Here is a 20057-nt window from a genome sequence, read left to right as displayed (position 1 = left end):
CGGGGGCGGTCTCTTGACGGCTCCGTGCGGGCGGGCCTACGTTCTCCAGCCAACAGGAAACTTTCCTAACAGACGCACCTCGGGCGTCCCGCCGGAACGTTTCCCGTGATCCGCGCGGTGGACTTCCCCCACCGCGCCCTGAAAAGCTGAGCGGCCGAGAGGCAGGTGTGGACACGCATGGCAGGAACCGCCGGTACGCCGGGCACCCCGCGCGTCCTGCGCGCCATGAACGACCGGGCCGCCCTCGACCTCCTGCTGGAGCACGGACCGCTGTCCCGGACCCGGATCGGCAAGCTGACCGGCCTGTCGAAGCCGACGGCCTCGCAGTTGCTGGCCCGGCTGGAGGCGGCCGGACTGGTCCTGGCCGGGGGCACGACCGAGGGCCGCCCGGGTCCCGGCGCCCAGCTGTACGAGGTCAACCCGGCCGCCGCGTACGCCGCCGGGATCGACGTCACCCCGCACCGCATCCTCGCCGCGGTCGCCGACGTCACCGGGCGCACCGTCGGCCGGTACGAGCTGCCCACCCCGGGCCGGCGCGCCGCCACCCCCGTCGTCCAGCAGGTCACCGACGCCCTCGACGGCGCGGTGAAGGCCGCCGGACTCGCCCGCGACGACGTCCACCGCCTCGTCGTCGGCACACCGGGCGCCTTCGACCCGGGCACCGGGCGGCTGCGCTACGCCTCGCACCTGCCCGGCTGGCACTCCCCCACCCTCCTGGACGAACTCGCCGCCGCGCTGCCGATGCCGGTCGAGTACGAGAACGACGTGAACCTCGTCGCCGTGGCCGAGCAGCGCCTCGGAGCGGCCCGGGGCCACGAGGACTTCGTGCTGCTGTGGAACCAGGAGGGCCTGGGCGCCGCCCTGGTCCTCGGCGGCCGGCTGCACCGCGGCTGGACCGGCGGCGCCGGCGAGGTCGGCTTCCTGCCGGTGCCGGGCGCCCCGCTGGTCCGCAAGGTCAGCCGTACCGGCAGCGGCGGCTTCCAGGAGCTGGCCGGTTCCCAGGCCCTGGCGGGACTGGCCCGGGAGGTGGGGGTCACCGACGTGCCGTCGGGGCCCTACACCGAGGTCGCCGCCGCCCTGGTGGCCCGCGCCGCGGGGGCCGACGGCGACGACGACCCGCACCGCCGGCTGCTCCAGACCTACGCCACCCGTCTGGCCACCGGCCTCGCCTCCCTCGTCTCGGTGCTGGACCCCGAGCTGGTCGTCCTCAGCGGCACCGCCCTCACCGCGGGCGGCGAGGCGCTGCGCGACCTGGTCCGGGACGAGCTGGAGGAGTTGGCCGCCTCCCGGCCCCGGCTCGCCGTCGGTGACGTGACCGAGCACCCCGTCCTGCGCGGCGCGCTGGAGAGTGCGCTCGCGACCACCCGCGACGAGGTCTTCGACACCTCGCGCTGACCCCCGCGCCACCCCACCGGTCCCAGCCCCGCACCCACGTACCCCGTACCCGCGCACCACCCTTCCCTGTCCCGCCCTGTCCCCTGGGAGCTTCGCCATGCCCGGAACATCCCGAAAAGCGGCCCTCGCGGTCGCCGCCTCCGCCTCCCTCGCCCTGCTCGCCACCGCCTGTACCGGCCAGTCCGAGTCCGGCGCCTCCGACGACCCGAACGCCGAGACCACCATCACCTTCTGGCACGGCTGGAGCGCCCCCGCCGAGGTGAAGGCCGTACAGGCGAACGTGGACCGCTTCGAGAAGGCGCACCCCAACATCAAGGTCAAGGTCGTCGGCAACATCAACGACGACAAGCTCAACCAGGCCCTGCGCGCGGGCAGTTCGAGCGGCCCCGACGTGGTGTCCTCCTTCACCACCTCCAACATCGGCAAGTTCTGCTCCTCGGGCGCCTTCCTCGACCTGAAGCCGTTCGTCGAGAAGTCGAAGCTCGACCTGGACGCGCTCATCCCGAAGCCGATGCTGGACTACACGCAGTTCGACGGGACGCGCTGCGCCCTGCCGCTGCTCGGCGACGCCTACGGCCTCTACTACAACAAGGACGCCTTCGAGGCGGCCGGGATCAAGGCCCCGCCGAAGACCTGGTCCGAGTTCGCCCAGGTGGCGAAGAAGCTGACGAAGACCAAGGGCGACTCGTACGAGCAGCTCGGCTTCATGCCGAACTACCACGGCTACGAGACCGTCGTCGACCACTACATGTCCCAGTGGGACCACGCCTACTTCGGCGAGGACGGCAAGTCCAGCGTCGCCGAGGACCCGGCGTTCGCCGAGATGTTCACGTACCAGAAGAAGCTCGTCGACGACCTCGGCGGCTTCGAGAAGCTGGAGAAGTACCGCAACACCTTCGGCGACGAGTGGGGTGCCAAGCACCCGTTCCAGACCGGCCAGGTCGCCATGCAGCTGGACGGCGAGTGGCGGCTCGGCATGGCGAAGGACGCCGGGGTCGGCTTCGAGATCGGCACCGCGCCGATGCCCGTCGCCGACGACGAGGTGGCCGAGTACGGCAAGGGCTTCCTGTCCGGCACCGTCATGGGCATCGCCCCGCAGAGCAAGAAGCAGAACGCCGCGTGGGAGCTGGTGAAGTACATGACGACCGACACCGAGGCCGTCGTCGCCTTCGCCAACGCCATCCGCAACGTGCCCTCCACCTTCCCGGCCCTCAAGTCGCCCGACCTGAAGACCGACCCGGCGTTCAAGACCTTCCTGGACATCGCCCAGCACCCCGAGTCGAACTCCCCGCCCGCCTCCGTCAACGGCGCCACCTACCAGCTCACCCTCCAGGACTTCGGCTACCAGTACGAGTCGAGCAAGGTGAAGGACCTCAAGGCCGGTCTGGAGAAGACCGCCGCGCAGATCGACCGCGACATCGAGCAGACGAAGTAGCGGTCCATGGCCATCAACACGCTCCGCGCGAAGCGCCGTTCCTCGGCGCTTCGGACGGCGGCCTTCATGTCGCCCTGGATCATCGGGTTCGGTGTCTTCTTCGCCTATCCCCTGGTGTCCACCGTGTACTTCTCGCTGATGAAGTACGACGGCTTCGGCGTCCCGGAGTTCCGGGGCCTGGAGAACTGGGCCTACGTCTTCCAGGACTACCCGCTGTTCTGGCCCGCCCTGCGCAACACCCTCTGGCTGGTCCTGGTGATGGTGACCTGCCGGGTGGTGTTCGGGCTCGGGGTCGGGCTGCTCATCACGAAGATCAAGACGGGTGCCGGGGTCTTCCGCACCCTCTTCTACCTGCCCTACCTCGCCCCGCCGGTCGCCGCGACGCTGGCCTTCGTCTTCCTCCTCAGCCCCGGTACGGGGCCGGTCAACTCGGTCCTGGAGGGCCTCGGCGTACCGGCGCCCGGCTGGTTCACGGACTCCGCCTGGTCCAAGCCGGCGCTGACCGCGCTCGCCGTGTGGGGCGTGGGCGACCTCATGGTGATCTTCATGGCGGCGCTGCTCGACGTACCGAAGGAGCAGTACGAGGCGGCCGAGCTGGACGGGGCGTCGGCCTGGCAGCGGTTCCGGTTCGTGACGCTGCCGAACATCTCGCCGATCGTGCTGTTCGCCGTGGTCACGGGCGTGATCCAGACCATGCAGTACTACACGCAGCCGCTGGTCGCCGGGAAGGTCGCCTCCGGGATCATCGGCGGCTCCGGGCAGTCCTTCGAGCCGGGCTATCCCGACAAGTCGACCCTCACCCTCCCCCAACTCGTCTACAACCTCGGCTTCCAGCGCTTCGACTACGGCTCCGCCTGCGTGGTCGCGCTCGTGCTGTTCGCCCTGGCCATGGCGTTCACGGCGCTGCTGATGCGCCGCCGGGGCGGACTTCTCCAGGCAGGTGACCGATGACCACCCAGGTACCGATGGCCCAGGTGCCGGCCCGGCCCGTCGCGGCCGGCAGCCCGCCGCAGCCCACCGAGGAGCGCACCGCCCGCCGGCGCGTCCTGCTGCACTGGATCGCGGTCCACTCCCTGGGCGTGGCCGCCGCCCTCTTCTTCACCCTGCCGTTCGTCTTCGTGGTCCTCACCTCGCTGATGAGCGACCAGCAGGCCCTCACCCGCGACCTGTGGCCGCACACCTGGGAGTGGGGCAACTACCGGACCGTCCTGGACACGCCCGGCTTCCTCACCTGGTGGAAGAACACGCTGCTGTACGCGGGCCTCGGCACCGTGCTCACCGTGGCGTCCTCGATCCCGGTGGCGTACGCGCTCGCCAAGTTCCGCTTCCGGGGGCGGCATCTGTCCCTGATGCTGGTGATCTCGATGATGATGCTGCCCCCGCAGGTGATCATCATCCCGATGTACCTGTTCTGGGCGAAGCAGCTGGACCTGTCCGGCACCCTGTGGCCGCTGATCATCCCGATGGCCTTCGGCGACGCCTTCTCCATCTTCCTGCTGCGGCAGTTCCTGCTGACCATCCCGGACGAGTACCTGGACGCGGCGAAGGTCGACGGCTGCGGGGAGCTGCGCACCCTGCTGAGGGTCGTCCTGCCGATGGCCAAGCCGGGCATCGCGGCCGTGGCCCTCTTCCAGTTCTTCTACGCCTGGAACGACTACTTCGGCCCCCAGATCTACGCCTCCGAGAACCCCGGCGCCTGGACGCTCTCCTACGGCCTGGAGTCCTTCAAGGGCGCCCACCACACCGACTGGAACCTCACCATGGCCGCGACCGTGCTGGTCATGGCCCCCGTGATCCTCGTGTTCTTCTTCGCGCAGAAGGCGTTCGTCGAGGGCGTCACGCTGACCGGAGTCAAGGGATGAGCAGATGAGCAAAGGACTGATGACTTCATGAAACTCACCGTGGTCGGCGGCGGTTCGACCTACACGCCCGAACTGATCGACGGTTTCGCCCGGTTGCGGGACACGCTGCCCGTGGAGGAGCTGGTCCTGGTCGATCCGGCGGCGGACCGGCTGGAGCTGGTGGGCGGCCTCGCCCGGCGCATCTTCGCCAGGCAGGGGCACGGCGGCCGCGTGGTCACCACCTCCGACCTGGACGCGGCCGTCGACGGCGCCGACGCCGTACTGCTCCAGCTGCGGGTCGGCGGTCAGGCGGCCAGGCAGCAGGACGAGACCTGGCCGCTGGAGTGCGGCTGCGTCGGGCAGGAGACGACCGGCGCGGGCGGGCTCGCCAAGGCGCTGCGCACGGTGCCGGTGGTGCTGGACATCGCCGAGCGGGTGCGCCGGGCCAACCCGGACGCCTGGATCATCGACTTCACCAACCCGGTCGGCATCGTCACCCGCGCCCTGCTCCAGGCCGGGCACCGGGCGGTCGGGCTGTGCAACGTGGCGATCGGACTGCAACGGAAGTTCGCCGCGCTCCTCGGGGTGACGCCCGCCGACGTCCACCTGGACCACGTCGGCCTCAACCACCTCACCTGGGAGACCGCCGTACGGCTCGGCGGTCCCGAGGGCGAGGACGTGCTGCCCCGGCTGCTGGCCGAGCACGGGGAGGCGGTCGCCGCCGACCTGCGCCTGCCCCGGCCGCTCCTGGACCGCCTGGGCGTCGTCCCCTCCTACTACCTGCGCTACTACTACGCCCACGACGAGGTCGTCGACGAGCTGCGCACCAAGCCGTCCCGGGCCGCCGAGGTCGCGGAGATGGAGCGGCAGTTGCTTCGGATGTACGGCGACCCGGCCCTGGACGAGAAGCCCGCGCTGCTCGCCAAGCGCGGCGGCGCCTACTACTCCGAGGCCGCCGTCGACCTCGCCGCCGCCCTGCTCGGCGGCGCGGGCTCCCCGTACCAGGTGGTGAACACCCACAACCGGGGCACGCTGCCCTTCCTGCCCGACGACGCGGTGATCGAGGTGCCGGCGGCGGTCGGCGGCAAGGGTGCCTCCCCGCTGCCGGTGGCGCACGTGGACCCGCTGTACGCGGGGCTGATGGCGAACGTGACGGCGTACGAGGACCTGGCCCTGGACGCGGCCCTGCGCGGCGGGCGGGACCGGGTCTTCCGGGCGCTGCTCGCCCACCCGCTCGTCGGCCAGTACGCGTACGCCGAGCAGCTCACCGACCGGCTGATCGCGCACAACCGGGAGCACCTGGCGTGGGCCTGAGCGCGAGCGTCCTCGCCGTCGACGCGGGCAACAGCAAGACCGACGTGGCCGTGGTGGCGGCCGACGGCGAGGTCCTCGGCACGGCCCGCGGCGGGGCCTTCCGGCCGCCCGCCGTGGGTGTCGAGCGGGCCGTGGACGCCCTGGCGGACGCGGTGACGCGGGCCTTCGCGGCGGCCGGGGTCACCGCCGTCGAGCACGTGTCGGCGTGCCTGGCCAACGCCGACCTGCCGGTGGAGGAGGAGCAGCTGGCCGCCGCGCTGCACGCGCGCGCGTGGGGCGGGAGCGTCGAGGTCCGCAACGACACGTTCGCGGTCCTGCGGGCCGGCGTCGCCGAGCCGTTGGGCGTCGCCGTCGTGTGCGGGGCGGGCGTCAACTGCGTCGGCATGCGCCCCGACGGCCGTACCGCCCGCTTCCCGGCCATCGGCCGCATCTCCGGGGACTGGGGCGGCGGCTGGGGGCTGGCCGAGGAGGCGCTGTGGCACGCCGCGCGCGCGGAAGACGGCCGGGGGGAACCGACCGAGCTGGCCCGCACCCTGCCGGCCCACTTCGGCCTCGACTCGATGTACGCGCTCATCGAGGCCCTGCACCTGCGGCGGGTCGAGCCGGTACGGCGGCACGAGCTGACGCCCGTACTGTTCGCCACGGCGGCGGACGGCGACCCGCTCGCGCGGTCGGTCGTGGACCGGCAGGCCGACGAGGTGGTGGCCATGGCCACCGTCGCGCTGACCCGGCTCGACCTGCTGGCCGAACCCGCGCCGGTGCTGCTGGGCGGCAGCGTGCTGGCGGCCCGGCATCCGCAGCTCGACGAGCGGATACGGGAGCTGCTGGCGGCCCGCGCCCCCAAGGCCGTACCCAGGGTGGTGACGGCCCCGCCCGTGCTCGGCGCGGTGCTGCTGGGGCTCGACCAGGTGGGCGCGGCCCCCGGGGCCGGTGAGCGGGCCCGGGAGCACTTCACCGCCTGAGCCGTCCGAGCCGCCCGCGCAGCGCGCCGCCGCCGACGACGACCGGGAACCGGTACGGGGAACCGAACCGGTTCCCGTGGCGTATTCATGGGCAGGGGTGGTGCGTTGCACCGGGATCACATCAAGATCGGACGAAGGCCGGTGCGAATGTCGGTGCGGACGGCGATACTTGCGGCGACGGATGACCATGGGGGAGGTCAGCAGTGACTCAACCGCCGAAGAGCAGCGCGGCACCGCCGCCGGGCACGGCGCCGCGTCGCACCGCGTTCGCCGAGGGCGTGGACCGGCTGCGCGCGGCGGCGGTCACCGAGCCCGGGCGGCTGCGCATCATCGGCGCGCTGCTCGCCGTGCTCGTCGTCGCCTTCGGCACCGTCACCGCCTGGCAGATGAACGAGCGCGCCGCGGCCGCCGACGACGTGCTGACCCGCAGCCAGCCGCTCAGCTCCGCGGCGGCCGACATCTACCGCTCCCTCGCCGAGGCCAACACCGCGGCCTCCAGCGGCTTCCTCGCCGGCGGCCAGGAGACCGAGGACTCCCGCACCCGCTACGACAACGGGATCCGCGCGGCCGCCGAGGGGCTCGTGACGGCCGCCGCCAACTCCGAGCCGAAGTCGCCCGCGGCGACGACCATCACGAAGCTCAACCGCCTGCTGCCCGAGTACAAGGGCCTGGTCGAGCGCGCCCGCACCTACAACCGGCAGGGCTTCCCGGTCGGCGGCGCCTATCTGCGCTACGCCAACGAGAAGATGCAGAAGGAGATGCTCCCGGCGGCGGAGGACCTCTACAAGAAGGAGAACCAGCGGCTGGACGCCGACTACGGCGACGCCAAGCCCTACCCCTGGGCGGCGATCGCCCTCGGCGTCGTCCTGCTCGCCGCGCTGGCCTGGGCCCAGCACCGCACCTACCGGCGCACCAACCGCGTCCTGAACCACGGAATGGTCGCGGCGACCGCCGCCAGCGCCGTCGTACTGCTCTGGCTGGTCGTCGGCCACGGCGTCGCGCGGTCGAACCTGACCGACTCCCACGAGCACGGCGTCCGCTCCCTGAACGCGCTGAACGAGGCCCGCATCGCCTCCCTCAAGGCCCGGGGCAACGAGAACCTGACCCTGGTCTCCCGCGGCGCGGAGACGACCAAGGTGGGCGACAAGACGTACGACTCCTACGACCTGGCCTTCGGCAAGAACATGGACCGCCTCGGCAAGGCGCTGGCCGAGGCGGAACGGCTCGCCGACGACAAGGCGGGCGAACAGCCCGTCGGCACGGCGAACGGCAACATGACGGAGTGGAAGAAGCGCCACACCTCGGCCCGTACGCAGGACGAGAACGGCAACTACCAGCAGGCGCTGAACCTGGTGATCGGCGGCGACGGCGCCACGGTGGAATGCTTCGACGGCGTCGACGCCGCGCTCGCCACCGCCCTGAAGCACGAGAAGGCCGAGTTCGAGCAGGCGGCGGGCGACGGCCTGGACGCGATGCGCTACCTGCCGCAGGGCGCGGGCGTGCTCGCCGCGCTGGGGGCGGCCGGCGCGCTCATAGGCATCGGCCGCAGGCTGTCGGAGTACCGGTGAGGCGGGGTGCGGGCCCGGCGGGCCGGTGGGAGGGGGCGCGCGTGCGGCCCGAGGAGGCAGGACCCGTGAAAGGGGGCGTGCGGATGCGAGCGGGACGGTTGCGGACCGGCCTGAAGGGCTGGGGCGGAGTGGGGGCGATGGCCTTCGCCTGCGTCCTCGCGGTGCTGGCGGCCCTGCTCCTGCCTGCGGTCCCCTGGCACGGCGGAGGCGGAGACGGAGGCGGGGGCGGTGGTGATGCTGCGGACGACGGCCGCGGCGCCGCCCACGGCAGCCAGGCCCGGGCCGCGCAGGAGTGCACCGACCCGGAGAAGCAGACCCTTGCCCCGTCCGGGGACGACGGGCCCACCATCGACGCGATCCGCGCCCGCGAGGGTGAGAAGCGCAAGCTGGTCGTCGGCGTCGACCAGAACAGCTTCCGCTGGGGCTACCGCGACCCGAACAGCGGCGGCGACGCCGAACTGGAGGGCTTCGACATCGACCTGGCGCACCGGATCGCGAAGGACGTCCTCGGCGACGAGGACGCCGTGCAGTTCAAGGCGATCCCCACCGACCAGCGCGTCCCCGCGATCCAGGACGGCCGGGTCGACATGGTGGTCCGCACGATGACCATCAACTGCGACCGGCTGGAGGACGTCGCGTTCTCCGCCCCCTACTTCAGGACCGGCCAGCAGGTGCTGGCACCCAAGTCCTCGAAGATCACGGGGTACGACGGCACGCTGGCCGGCAAGGAGATCTGCACGGCCGCGGGTTCGACGGCGCTGAGCACGCTGGAGCAGGACCAGAAGGACGGCAGGCTGGCCGAGGGCGTCGATCTGCGCACCACGGTGCCCAACCAACTGGACTGCCTGGTACGGCTCCAGCTCGGCGAGGTCGACGCGGTGGTCACCGACGGGGCCCTCGCCGCGAGCCAGGCCGCGCAGGACCCGACGGTCGAGCTGAAGGGCGACGCCTTCACGACCGAGTACTACGGCGTGGCGATGAAGAAGGACGCCGACGATCTGGTACGCCGGGTCAACCGGGTCCTCGAACAGTGGCGCGCGGACCAGGCCGACGGGTGGCAGAACTCGTACGAGGAGTGGCTGTCGGAGACCATGGACGACCCGGCGAAGTCGCTGCCGCCGACCCCGCAGTACCTGCGCGGGAGCTGACCGGCGGCCGCGCAGGCGAAGACAGAGCACACGCACGGCACACGCAAGTCCCCGACGGCGAGAGGTGATCGATGGGCGACACGGGACCCACCGGGCCGGTGATGGACCGGGACGAGGTGGACCGTGCGCTGGCGCGGCTCGGCGCGGAGCACGAGGCGATCGAGACCTCGCTCCTCGCCCTCCAGGACCACGCGGGCCGCAGACTCCTCGAAGGCGCCGAGCTGACCGGCGTCACCGCCGAGCGCTGGGGGGCCGCGGAGGCGTCGATCACGCTGCTGTGGACCTACTTCGACGCGTACACGGGCGCGCTGCGCTCCGCCCGGGAGATCCGTTCCCGGCGCCGCTGGTCCAGCCGCGAGGACCTGGTGGAGCTGACGGAACTGCTGCGCGGCGAGGCCGTCGCGGTGGCCTCGGGCGCCGCCGCCACCGCCAACGCGCCCACCCTGCACGCCGGTCCCGGCCGGCTCAGCGAGCGGTACTCGCTGGTGACGCTGGTGGACCGGATGAACCAGCTCTACGCGGCCTCCCTGGACATGGTGGTCGCCGCCGACGCGGTGTGGTCGGCGCTGCCCGCCCGGATCGATTTACTCGCCGCCGAGCTGCAGCGCACCCGCAAGCTGGCGCACTCCGTGGGCGTGCGCCCCGGCGAGCACCCGTCCGGCGACGACCTGGAGCGGATCACCCGCACCCTGACGCGGCTGCGCGAGCAGGTGGTCTCCGACCCGCTGGCCTTCTGGACGCCCGCGCAGGGCAGTTCCGCACCGGGCGGCGGCCGCCCCGACACGACGGTGTACGACCGGGAGGCGCGCGCCCTGGAGGAGGTGCGCCGGGAGATCGACGCGGTGCTGGCCGTGCGCCAGGACGCCGAGCAGCGGATCGTCCGGCTGCGGGACGTGCTCTCGCGCGCGGACCGCACGCTCGCCGAGGCCCGCACCGCGCGCGGCGAGGTGCTGGCGAAGATCGCCGCGACCGAGGTGCCGGTGGTCGGCGGGCCGCCGATCGTGCTCCAGGAGCAGCTGGCGGCGGCCGCCGAGTACCGCAGGCACGCCCAGTGGCACCGGCTGTCGCCGCTGCTGGAGTCCCTGGAGGAGAAGGCGGAGGACGAGCTGCTGCGGGCCCGGGAGTCGCTGACGGCGGTCACCGCGCCGCTCGCGGTCCGTGCCGAGCTGCGCGGCCGACTGGACGCGTACAAGGCGAAGATGGCCCGGCTGGGTCACGCCGAGGACCCCGAGCTGGCCGAGAAGTACGAGAAGGCGCGCCGCATGCTGTGGAGCGCGCCCTGCGACCTGCGCGTCGCCGAGCAGGCCGTGCTGCGCTACCAGCACGCGGCGGCCGAACTGCTCGGCACCGCACGGCGCGTGCCCGGCCAGGGCGGGCCGGTGGACCGGACGGGACCCGGCGCATGAGCGGTGACCGGAGCGACGAGGGGGAGGCAGCGTCATGAGTGAGGCAGGGCGGACGTGTCAGCGTCCCGGCTGCGGCGGGACCTACGAGGACATGGGCGGCGGCGAGCTGTACTGCGACACGTGCGGTCTCGCGCCGGTCGTCGCGGCGGGCGGCGCGCTCGGCTCGACCCCGACCGGCGTGGCCGGGGCCGGGGGCCGGGGTTCGCGCGGGTCGCGGGGTTCCTCGGGCAGCGGCGGCTCGCGCTCCAGCGCCCGCAGTTCGCGCACCTCGTCCCAGTCGTCGCGCTCGTCGAAGTCCCGGCGCTCGGTGTCCGGGCGGCTCTCCCGAGCCGTCTCGGGCCGCTCCACGGGCCGTTCGGTGTCGGTGCGCAGCTCCGGTTCCGGCGCCGGTTCCACCGGGCGCGGGCGGCTCGGCGTCGGTCTCGTCGAGGTACCGGCGGTGCCGCGGCCCGACCCGCGCGAGATGGTCATGGACCACCCGGAGGTGCCCGAGCGCAAGCGGTTCTGCTCGCGCTCGGACTGCGGGGGGCCGGTCGGGCGCTCGCGCGGCGAGCGGCCGGGCCGCACGGAGGGCTTCTGCACCAAGTGCGGCCACCCGTACTCGTTCGTGCCCAAGCTGAAGTCCGGCGACGTGGTGCACGGCCAGTACGAGGTGGTGGGCTGCCTCGCGCACGGCGGCCTCGGCTGGATCTACCTGGCCGTGGACAAGGCGGTCTCCGACCGCTGGGTGGTCCTCAAGGGCCTGCTGGACACCGGCGACCAGGACGCGATGGCGGCGGCGATCTCCGAGCGGCGCTTCCTCGCCGAGATCGAGCACGCCAACATCGTGCGGATCTACAACTTCGTCGAGCACCTCGACCAGCGCACCGGCTCCCTCGACGGCTACATCGTCATGGAGTACGTGGGCGGCAAGTCGCTCAAGGAGATCGCCAACGCCCGGCGCTCCCCGCAGGGACGGCGCGACCCGCTGCCGGTCGAGCAGGCCTGCGCGTACGGCATCGAGGCGCTGGAGGCGCTCGGTCACCTGCACAGCCGCAAGCTGCTGTACTGCGACTTCAAGGTCGACAACGCCATCCAGACCGAGGACCAGCTCAAGCTCATAGACATGGGCGCGGTGCGCCGCATGGACGACGACGAGTCGGCGATCTACGGCACGGTGGGCTACCAGGCCCCGGAGGTCGCCGACGTCGGCCCGTCGGTGGCGTCCGACCTGTACACGGTCGGGCGGACCCTGGCCGTGCTGTCGTTCGACTTCCAGGGCTACACCACCGTCTACGCGGACTCGCTGCCGGACCCCGACAGCATCGAGGTCTTCCGGGACTACGAGTCGTTCTACCGCCTGCTGGTGCGGGCCACCGACCCGGATCCGGCCCGCAGGTTCGCCTCCGCGCAGGAGATGGCGGAGCAGTTGACGGGTGTGCTGCGCGAGGTCGTCTCGCTCCAGACGGGCCGGCCCAGGCCCGCCGTCTCCACGCTGTTCGGGCCCGAGGTGCGGGTGACGGACACGGAGTTGTTCCCGCGCCTGGACGGCGAGGTGTCGCGGCTGGGGGCCAGGGTGCCCCCTGCGAGAGGACGGCGGGGCGGCTCCGGTGCGGCCCTGCCGACCGGCGCGGGACCCGCGCCCGCGCTGCCGGGCGGGTCCCCTCCCGCTGTGGGCGCGCCGGGCGGGACCGTCGCGCACGCCCCGCACGCCCCGCACGCCCCGCAGGTCGCCGCGGGGACGGGGGCGACGGCGGGTACGCCGGTGGCCGCGTCCGGGGGCGCGAGCGCCTCGCTGCCGGGTGCGGTCAGCGCGGTCGGAGGTCTCGGCACCGGGGCCGCAGGACTGGTCAAGGATGCCGACGCGCCCACCGCCTCGCTGGCGCTGCCGGTCCCCCGGGTCGACGCCGGCGACCCCAACGCGGGCTTCCTGGCGGGCCTGATGGCGTCCGCGCCGGCCGAGCTGCTGACCGCGCTGGCCGCCGCTCCGGCGCCGTCGACCGAGACCCGGCTGCGGCAGATCCGGGCCCGGCTGGAGAACGGCGACGCGTCCGGCGCCCTGGAGGCGCTGGAGAGCCTGGAGGGCGAGCGCCCCGACGACTGGCGGGTGGTCTGGTACCGCGGTCTTGCCGCGCTGGTGACCGGCGCCCACGAGGACGCCGCGCTGGCCTTCGACGCGATCTACGACGCCTTTCCCGGCGAGATCGCGCCCAAGCTGGCGCTCGGCCTGTGCGCGGAGGTGCTGGGGCAGCTCGACAACGCCGCCGAGTACTACCGGCTGGTGTGGTCCTCCGACCCGAGCCACGTCAGCGCGGCGTTCGGGCTGGCCCGGGTGCAGCTGGCCGCGGGTGACCGGGCGGCCGCCGTACGGACGTTGGAGTCGGTGCCGGAGTCGTCCGTCCACTGCACCGCGGCGCGCGTGGCGGCCGTCCGGGCGCGGCTGCGGCAGCGCACCGCGGCCGCGGGCGACCTGCGGTTCCTGGACGACCTGATCGCCGGCGCGCGGCAGGTCGAGGCGCTGGACGTGTACGGTCTGGATCCGGCGCGGCGCGAGCAGCTGTCGGCCGAGGTCCTCGGGTGCGCGCTGGACTGGGTACTCTCCGGAGGTCGGGGTTCCGTCCCTCCCGCCGCCGGGGGACGGACGCTGCTCGGCAGCGGCCTGGACGAACGCGGCCTGCGTTTCGGCCTGGAGCGTTCGTACCGCACGCTGGCCCGGCTGGCGCGGGGCGGCGAGGAGAGGATCGACCTGGTGGAACGTGCCAATCGTTACCGCCCCCGGACGTGGGTGTAGTTGATGTCGCAGAAGCCCCAGCAGGCCGCCGTGCCGAAGTGCCCGAGCTGCGAGGAACCCCTCGAGTCGGGTGACCGGTTCTGCGGTGCGTGCGGATACGACCTGTCCGTCGTGCCCGCGCGGCCCGAGGACAGCCCGACCCTGGCCATCAACGGCGCGGTGCCCGCCCCGGACGGCGTGGACTGGCCCGTGGCCCGGGACTCGGACGGCCACGGCCACCCCGCCCCCGTGCACGCGGCGGCCGAACTGCCGGGCACCGACTCGGGCGGCTCACCGCTGCCGCCGCCCCCGCCGCCGCCCGCCGCGCCGCCTTCGGCACCCGCACCGCCTTCGGCACCCGCGGCTCCGGCGGGGGCGCCCGCGGCCGGGGTGCGCTTCGACCGGCCGGGGGAGCCCGACGAGTACCCCTTGCAGGCACCCGACCCGCGACTGACCGCCGAGCAGCCCCCGGCCCCCGGGCCGGCTCCGGCTCCCGACTCGGCCGCCGCCGAGAAGGTGTGCGTGGCCTGCCGCGCGGGCCGGGTCGACGACGACGGCTACTGCGAGAACTGCGGGCACGCCCAGCCCCGCGAACGCGACCACATGGAGCAGGAGTCGGGCCCGATCGCCGCCGTCAGCGACCGCGGCCTGCGCCACCACCGCAACGAGGACGCGTTCTCGGTGGGCTGCACCGCGCTGCCCGACGGCGCCCCCGCCTCGGTGGCGATCGTCTGCGACGGCGTGTCCTCGGCGACCCGCCCCGACGACGCCTCGCTCGCCGCGTCCCGGGCGGCCGGTGAGTCGCTGCTCGGCGCCCTGCCGCGCGGCACGCATCCGCAGCAGGCCATGCACGACGCCATCCTCGCCGCCTCGCACGCCGTCAACGCGCTGGCCGACGAGCCCGCCACCGCCCGCGAGCAGGCCCCGCACCAGAACGCGCCGGCCTGCACGCTGGTCGGCGCCGTGGTCACCGCGGGTCTGCTGGTCGTCGGCTGGGTCGGCGACAGCCGCGTCTACTGGGTTCCGGCCGACCGCGCCACCCCACCCGCCCGGCTCACCGAGGACGACTCGTGGGCCGCGCAGATGGTCGCCGCCGGTCTGATGAACGAGGCCGAGGCCTACGCCGACGAGCGCGCCCACGCGATCACCGGCTGGCTGGGCGCCGACGCCTACGAACTGGAGCCGCACACCGCGTCCTTCAAACCGGACCGCGCCGGTGTGGTCGTGGTCTGCACGGACGGCCTGTGGAACTACGCGGAGTCCGCCGAGGAGATGGCCGAGGCCGTGCCCCTGGACGCCGCCTCCCGTCCGCTGCACGGCGCCCGCGTGCTGGTGGGTCACGCCCTGGACGGCGGGGGCCACGACAACGTAACAGTGGCCCTCCTGCCGTTCCCGGCCCCGCCGCAGGGGGCAGGATCGGCCTGAGGCCCCCGCGCGTACACGGGTGGAGGGGCGGCCTCGCGGACCGCAGGGGGCGGTCCGCGCCAGCAAGCCAAGACCCCCACCGCTGTGGGGACGTAGAGGGGGATGCGATCCGGCATGGCCAATTTCTCGAAGTCGAACGTGCCGCAGTTCGCGGTGGACGTCTACCAGAACGAGTACCTGCCCGAGGGCGGCCGTGAGGTCAACGCGATCGTCACGGTCACCGCGACCGGCGGCGGCACGGTCGGGAGCGCGGTCGCCGCGCCCCACCTGTACTCGCCCGGCCAGGGGCCGTCCGCCGCCGTGGCGTTGATGGTGGACTGCTCGGGCTCCATGGACTACCCGCCGACCAAGATGCGCAACGCCCGCGACGCCACGTCCGCCGCGATCGACACCCTGCGCGACGGCGTGCACTTCGCCGTGGTCGGCGGCACCCACGTGGCCAAGGAGGTCTACCCGGGCGGCGGCCGGCTCGCGGTCGCGGACGCCACCACCCGGGAGCAGGCCAAGCAGGCGCTGCGGCGGCTGAGCGCGGGCGGCGGCACCGCCATCGGCACCTGGCTGCGGCTGGCCGACCGGCTGCTGTCCACCGCGGACGTCGCCATCCGGCACGGCATCCTGCTCACCGACGGCCGCAACGAGCACGAGTCGCCGGAGGACCTCAGGGCCGCGCTCGACGCCTGCGCGGGGCGTTTCACGTGCGACGCCCGGGGCGTGGGCACCGACTGGGAGGTGAAAGAAGTCACAGGGATCGCCTCCGCCCTGCTCGGCACCGCCGACATCGTCGCCGATCCGGCGGGCCTGGCCGCCGACTTCACGCGGATGATGGAGACGGCCATGGGCAAGGAGGTCGCGGACGTCGCGCTGCGGCTGTGGACCCCGGTCGGCACCACCGTGAAGTTCGTCAAGCAGGTCGCCCCGACCGTCGAGGAGCTGACCGCCCGCCGCACCGAGGCGGGGCCGCGGGCCGGTGACTACCCCACCGGTTCCTGGGGCGACGAGTCCCGTGACTACCACGTCTGCGTCGAGGTACCGGCCGCGGACCTCGGCCGGGAGATGCTGGCCGCCCGCGTCTCCCTGGTCATCCCGGAGCCCGACGGGAGTGTCCAGAACCTCGGCGCGCAGGGTCTCGTACGGGCCGTGTGGACCGACGACATGACCGCCTCCACGTCGATCAACCCCCAAGTCGCCCACTACACCGGGCAGGCCGAACTGGCACAAGCCATCCAACAAGGGCTCGATCTGCGCAAAGCGGGAGACATCGACGGAGCAACGGCCAAACTGGGCCGCGCGGTTCAGCTCGCGGGAGTCTCCGGAAACGCGGATACGGCGAAACTGCTTGCGAAGGTGGTGGACGTGGTGGACGCGGCGGCAGGTACTGTGCGACTGAAAGCGAAGGTGGAGGAGGCCGACGAGATGACTCTCGAGACCCGGTCGACCAAGACTGTTCGTGTGAAGAAGTGACGCTCAACAACCGCGCGACACGCCCGCAAGAGAGGGAAGCTCCGACATGCCGACCTGCCCGAACGGACACCAGTCGGGTTCCGACGACTGGTGCGAGGTCTGCGGTCACCGCATGGCCGGTGCCGTGCCGCCCCCTCCGCCGCCACCGCCCCCGGGCGGCGGCTACGGCTTCCCGCCGCCCGCCGGTCCGGGTGGACCCGGTGGGCCGGGCGGCGGTCCCGGTGGCGAGCCGCAGCTGTGCCCGCAGTGCCGCACGCCGCGTGAGGGCGGTGCGCCGTTCTGCGAGGAGTGCCGGTGGAACTTCCTGACCAACACCGCCACCTCGTACACCCCGGCCGCCCCGCGCCCGCCGGCGTCCGGCGGCCCGGCGCCGCACTTCGGGCAGCCGCCCGCGGGTCCGTCGTACGGCGGCGGTGACTCGTACGACTACCAGGGCTCCCGCCCGTCCCAGGTGAACCGCCCCGCAGAACCGATCCCCCCGGGCCCGCCGCCCTTCGGCTCCGACCCGTCGGGCCGCGGTGGCCCGGGCGGCCCCGGTGGTCCGGGCGGCCCTGGCGGCCCTGGCGGACCTGGCGGACCCGCAGGTGGCCCCGACGGCCCCTTCGGCCCCGGGGGGCCCGGGGGTTCTGACCGGCCCGGCGGGCCTGGTGGTTTCGGCAGCCCCGACGGACCCAACCGTCCCGGCGGTTCCGGCGGCCCCAACGGCGCCGGCGGTTTCGGCGGGCCTGGCGGCCCGGGTGCCCCGGGTGCCCCGGGTGGCCCCAACGGTCCGGGCGGCCCCGGTGGGCCCAATGGTCCCGGCGGTTTCGGCGGGCCTGGCGGCCCCGGTGGCCCCGGTGGTCCCGGCGGTTTCGGCGGGCCTGGTGGTCCCAACGGCCCAGGTGGTCCCGGCGGCCCTAACGGCCCCTCCGGTCCTCCGGCCCCGCCCGGTTTCGGCAGCGACCCCTCGCGTCCGGTCCCGCCTCCGCCCGGCCCCGTCCCGCCCCCGCCCGGTGGCACCGGCGGGCCGGGTGGGCCCGGCGGCCCCGGCGGCCCCGGTGGCGCTCCGCAGGGGTTCCAGGCCGGTCCGCCGGCCCCGCCCGCCTTCCCGCAGGAGGCCAACCGCCCGCAGCAGGGCGGCCCGTCCTTCGGCGGCGGTGACGACTGGGTGCTCTCCCCGCCGACGTCCGGCGCTCCCGGGGGTCCCGGCGGCCCGGGTCAGGCCCAGGGCGGCGGCTACGGCTACCCGCAGCCCGGCGCCACCCAGGCACCGCCGCCCCCGCCCGGCCAGGGCTTCCCGCAGCAGCCGCAGCGGCCCCAGCAGCCGGCCACCTGGTCGGCGACGATCGGCCCGGACCGCGAGTACTTCATGGCGATGATGCAGCGCTCCGGCCCCGAGGCCGCGGGCCTGAACCTGCCCGCGTACTCGCCCGAGCAGCAGCGCACGCTCACCGGCAACCAGATCACCATCGGCCGCCGCAGGCACTCCACCGGCGACACCCCGGACATCGATCTGGCCGTGCCGCCGGAGGACCCGGGTGTCTCGCACCAGCACGCGGTGCTGGTGCAGCAGCCGGACGGCAGCTGGGCGGTCGTCGACCAGAACTCGACGAACGGTACGACGGTCAACGGCGGCGAGGAGCCGATCCAGCCCTTCGTGCCGGTGCCGCTCCAGGACGGCGACCGGGTGCACGTCGGCGCGTGGACGACGATCACGGTCCGCCGGGGATAGCGAGAGGCGGTCGCCGTCAGGCGAACGGCCAGGCGTACGGCCCCTCGGGGTCGTCCAGCCACGCCCAGGCCCGTTCGCCGCTCACGGTGATGCCGTAGCGCTCGCGGCGCGGGGCGTCCTCGCGGTCCCACAGCGCGTACGCCTCCTGCGGATCGAGCCCGCCCCGGCTCAGCGACAGCAGGAAGCGGAACAGGTCGTCCTCCCGGGCCCGCCGCGGTACGCCGCCCAGGCCCGGTGTCTCGGGCGCGGCGCGGTCCGCGCCGCGCAGCGGTACGAAGTACGCGGGCGTGTGCAGGAAGCGCCCCTCGGCGTGCTCGGCGTCGCGGACGGTGAGGACGACGAGGCCGGTGGCCAGCGGGGTCAGGATCCGGCCGCCGGGACGGCACTGGGCCGGCCAGGCGCGCGGCACCGAGGGCAGTGTGCAGGTGGCGAGGATCCGGTCGTAGGGGGCGCGTTCCGGGACGCCGCGGGCGCCGTCGCCCGTGACGACGGCCGGGTGGTACCCGGCGGCGTCCAGGTGCCGGCGGGCCGACTCGGTGATCTCGGGGTCCAGGTCGACGGTGGTGACCAGGTCGTCCGCGCCGAGCCGGTGGGCGAGCAGGGCCGCGTTGTAGCCGGTCCCGGCGCCGATCTCCAGGACCCGGTCGCCGTCCCGCACGTCCAGCTCCACCAGCATCATCGCCATCAGCGAGGGCTGGCTGCTGGAGGAGAGCAGTTCGCCGTCGCGCATCCGCGTCGCCAGCGGGGCGTCCGCGTACGCGCCGCGCACCCAGCGCTCGCGGGCGCCCGGGTCGGGGTCCTCGCCCCACCGGCGTTCGTAGCCGCCCCGGACGCCGACGTAGTAGTACGGCACGAAGAGGTGGCGCGGCACCTCCCGGAACGCCTCCCGCCACACCGGGTCGGCCGTCCAGGCGCCGCTCAGCTCGATCTCCCGCACCAGCCCCGCCCGCGCGGAGGCGGCGAGGCTGTCCAGGTCCTCGTACCCGCCCATGCCTCCACAGTACGGGCCGGGCGGGCCGCGGGCAGGGTCCCGGCGGGGTCCTAGGTCTTGAGTCCTATGCCCCCGGGTCTGAGACCATGGACGGCGTGAATGAGATTCGGCGCGGCACGCTTCAGGAGCAGACCTTCTACGAGCAGGTCGGCGGGGAGGAGACCTTCCGCCGACTCGTCCACCGCTTCTACGAGGGGGTCGCCGAGGACCCGATCCTGCGGCCGATGTACCCCGAGGAGGACCTGGGTCCGGCCGAGGACCGCTTCGCGCTGTTCCTCATGCAGTACTGGGGCGGCCCCACGACGTACAGCGACAACCGCGGCCACCCGCGGCTGCGGATGCGGCACGCCCCCTTCGCCGTCGACCGGGCCGCGCACGACGCCTGGCTGAAGCACATGCGGGTCGCGCTCGACGAGCTGGGCCTGTCCGAGGAGCACGAGCAGACGCTGTGGAAGTACCTGACGTACGCCGCGGCCTCGATGATCAACACCCCGGACTGACCGGTCCCGTCGTCCGGTCTCTGGGCACATTCCGGTCAGCCGACGCCGGATTCCGGTCACAATCCGGTCAAGTCCAAGTCCCAAGCGCTTACTTCCGCACCTCCTCCTCTGACAACATCCCGGAGAGGTCTGGACAACAGCGGCGGGGGGC

The 20057-nt window shown here is 73.7% G+C and carries 15 protein-coding genes; 14 read left to right on the top strand and 1 reads right to left on the bottom strand.

What is annotated here, in order from left to right:
- Positions 1–177 precede the first annotated feature (177 nt).
- The 13 genes from ACH4D3_RS07425 (at position 178) to ACH4D3_RS07365 (ending at position 18415) form a co-directional block, all read left to right on the top strand.
- Positions 178–1395, top strand: a complete 1218-nt coding sequence (locus ACH4D3_RS07425) for an ROK family protein (RefSeq protein ID WP_398317549.1) — start codon at positions 178–180, stop codon at positions 1393–1395.
- 97 nt (positions 1396–1492) lie between these two features.
- A complete protein-coding gene (locus ACH4D3_RS07420) occupies positions 1493–2830 on the top strand; it encodes an ABC transporter substrate-binding protein (RefSeq protein ID WP_398317546.1) in 1338 nt (445 codons plus the stop codon).
- Positions 2831–2836: 6 nt separating this feature from the next.
- On the top strand, positions 2837–3781 hold the full coding sequence (locus ACH4D3_RS07415) for a carbohydrate ABC transporter permease (RefSeq protein WP_398317543.1): 945 nt from the start codon (positions 2837–2839) through the stop codon (positions 3779–3781).
- A 14-nt stretch (positions 3782–3795) separates the two neighbouring features.
- On the top strand, positions 3796–4692 hold the full coding sequence (locus ACH4D3_RS07410) for a carbohydrate ABC transporter permease (RefSeq protein ID WP_398318911.1): 897 nt from the start codon (positions 3796–3798) through the stop codon (positions 4690–4692).
- 27 nt (positions 4693–4719) lie between these two features.
- Positions 4720–5985, top strand: coding sequence for a 6-phospho-beta-glucosidase (locus tag ACH4D3_RS07405; protein WP_398317540.1), 1266 nt, complete (start codon positions 4720–4722; stop codon positions 5983–5985).
- Positions 5976–6947 (top strand): N-acetylglucosamine kinase, encoded by a 972-nt coding sequence (locus ACH4D3_RS07400; RefSeq protein ID WP_398317537.1) that lies wholly within the window; start codon positions 5976–5978, stop codon positions 6945–6947. Before ACH4D3_RS07405 ends, ACH4D3_RS07400 begins: the two co-directional genes overlap by 10 nt.
- Before the next feature lie 203 nt (positions 6948–7150).
- Positions 7151–8515 (top strand): hypothetical protein, encoded by a 1365-nt coding sequence (locus tag ACH4D3_RS07395; RefSeq protein WP_398317535.1) that lies wholly within the window; start codon positions 7151–7153, stop codon positions 8513–8515.
- An 83-nt stretch (positions 8516–8598) separates the two neighbouring features.
- Positions 8599–9663, top strand: a complete 1065-nt coding sequence (locus tag ACH4D3_RS07390) for a glutamate ABC transporter substrate-binding protein (protein ID WP_398317532.1) — start codon at positions 8599–8601, stop codon at positions 9661–9663.
- 71 nt (positions 9664–9734) lie between these two features.
- Positions 9735–11069, top strand: a complete 1335-nt coding sequence (locus tag ACH4D3_RS07385) for a hypothetical protein (RefSeq protein WP_398317529.1) — start codon at positions 9735–9737, stop codon at positions 11067–11069.
- A 34-nt stretch (positions 11070–11103) separates the two neighbouring features.
- Positions 11104–13839 carry a tetratricopeptide repeat protein gene (locus tag ACH4D3_RS07380; RefSeq protein WP_398317526.1) on the top strand — a complete coding sequence of 912 codons (2736 nt, stop codon included), beginning with the start codon at positions 11104–11106 and terminating at the stop codon, positions 13837–13839.
- A gap of 3 nt (positions 13840–13842) precedes the next feature.
- Complete coding sequence (locus ACH4D3_RS07375; protein ID WP_398317523.1) at positions 13843–15243, top strand: PP2C family serine/threonine-protein phosphatase; 1401 nt, start codon at positions 13843–13845, stop codon at positions 15241–15243.
- A gap of 114 nt (positions 15244–15357) precedes the next feature.
- Positions 15358–16704 (top strand): VWA domain-containing protein, encoded by a 1347-nt coding sequence (locus tag ACH4D3_RS07370; protein WP_398317520.1) that lies wholly within the window; start codon positions 15358–15360, stop codon positions 16702–16704.
- Between the two features lie 46 nt (positions 16705–16750).
- Positions 16751–18415: an FHA domain-containing protein gene (locus tag ACH4D3_RS07365; RefSeq protein WP_398317517.1), complete on the top strand. Its 1665-nt coding sequence runs from the start codon at positions 16751–16753 to the stop codon at positions 18413–18415.
- 16 nt (positions 18416–18431) lie between these two features.
- On the opposite strand, the gene ACH4D3_RS07360 is transcribed toward ACH4D3_RS07365, so the two are convergent.
- Positions 18432–19406 carry a methyltransferase domain-containing protein gene (locus ACH4D3_RS07360; protein ID WP_398317514.1) on the bottom strand — a complete coding sequence of 325 codons (975 nt, stop codon included), beginning with the start codon at positions 19404–19406 and terminating at the stop codon, positions 18432–18434.
- A gap of 86 nt (positions 19407–19492) precedes the next feature.
- Between ACH4D3_RS07360 and ACH4D3_RS07355 the strand changes: the two genes are divergently transcribed.
- A complete protein-coding gene (locus ACH4D3_RS07355) occupies positions 19493–19906 on the top strand; it encodes a globin (RefSeq protein WP_030399988.1) in 414 nt (137 codons plus the stop codon).
- The last annotated feature ends 151 nt before the right edge of the window (positions 19907–20057 follow it).

Origin of the sequence: Streptomyces sp. NPDC018026, assembly GCF_044327745.1 — a bacterium.
GTDB lineage: Bacteria > Actinomycetota > Actinomycetes > Streptomycetales > Streptomycetaceae > Streptomyces > Streptomyces rubrogriseus.
Note: the sequence above shows the minus strand (reverse complement) of the source record. Positions and strands in the feature narration are given on the sequence as shown.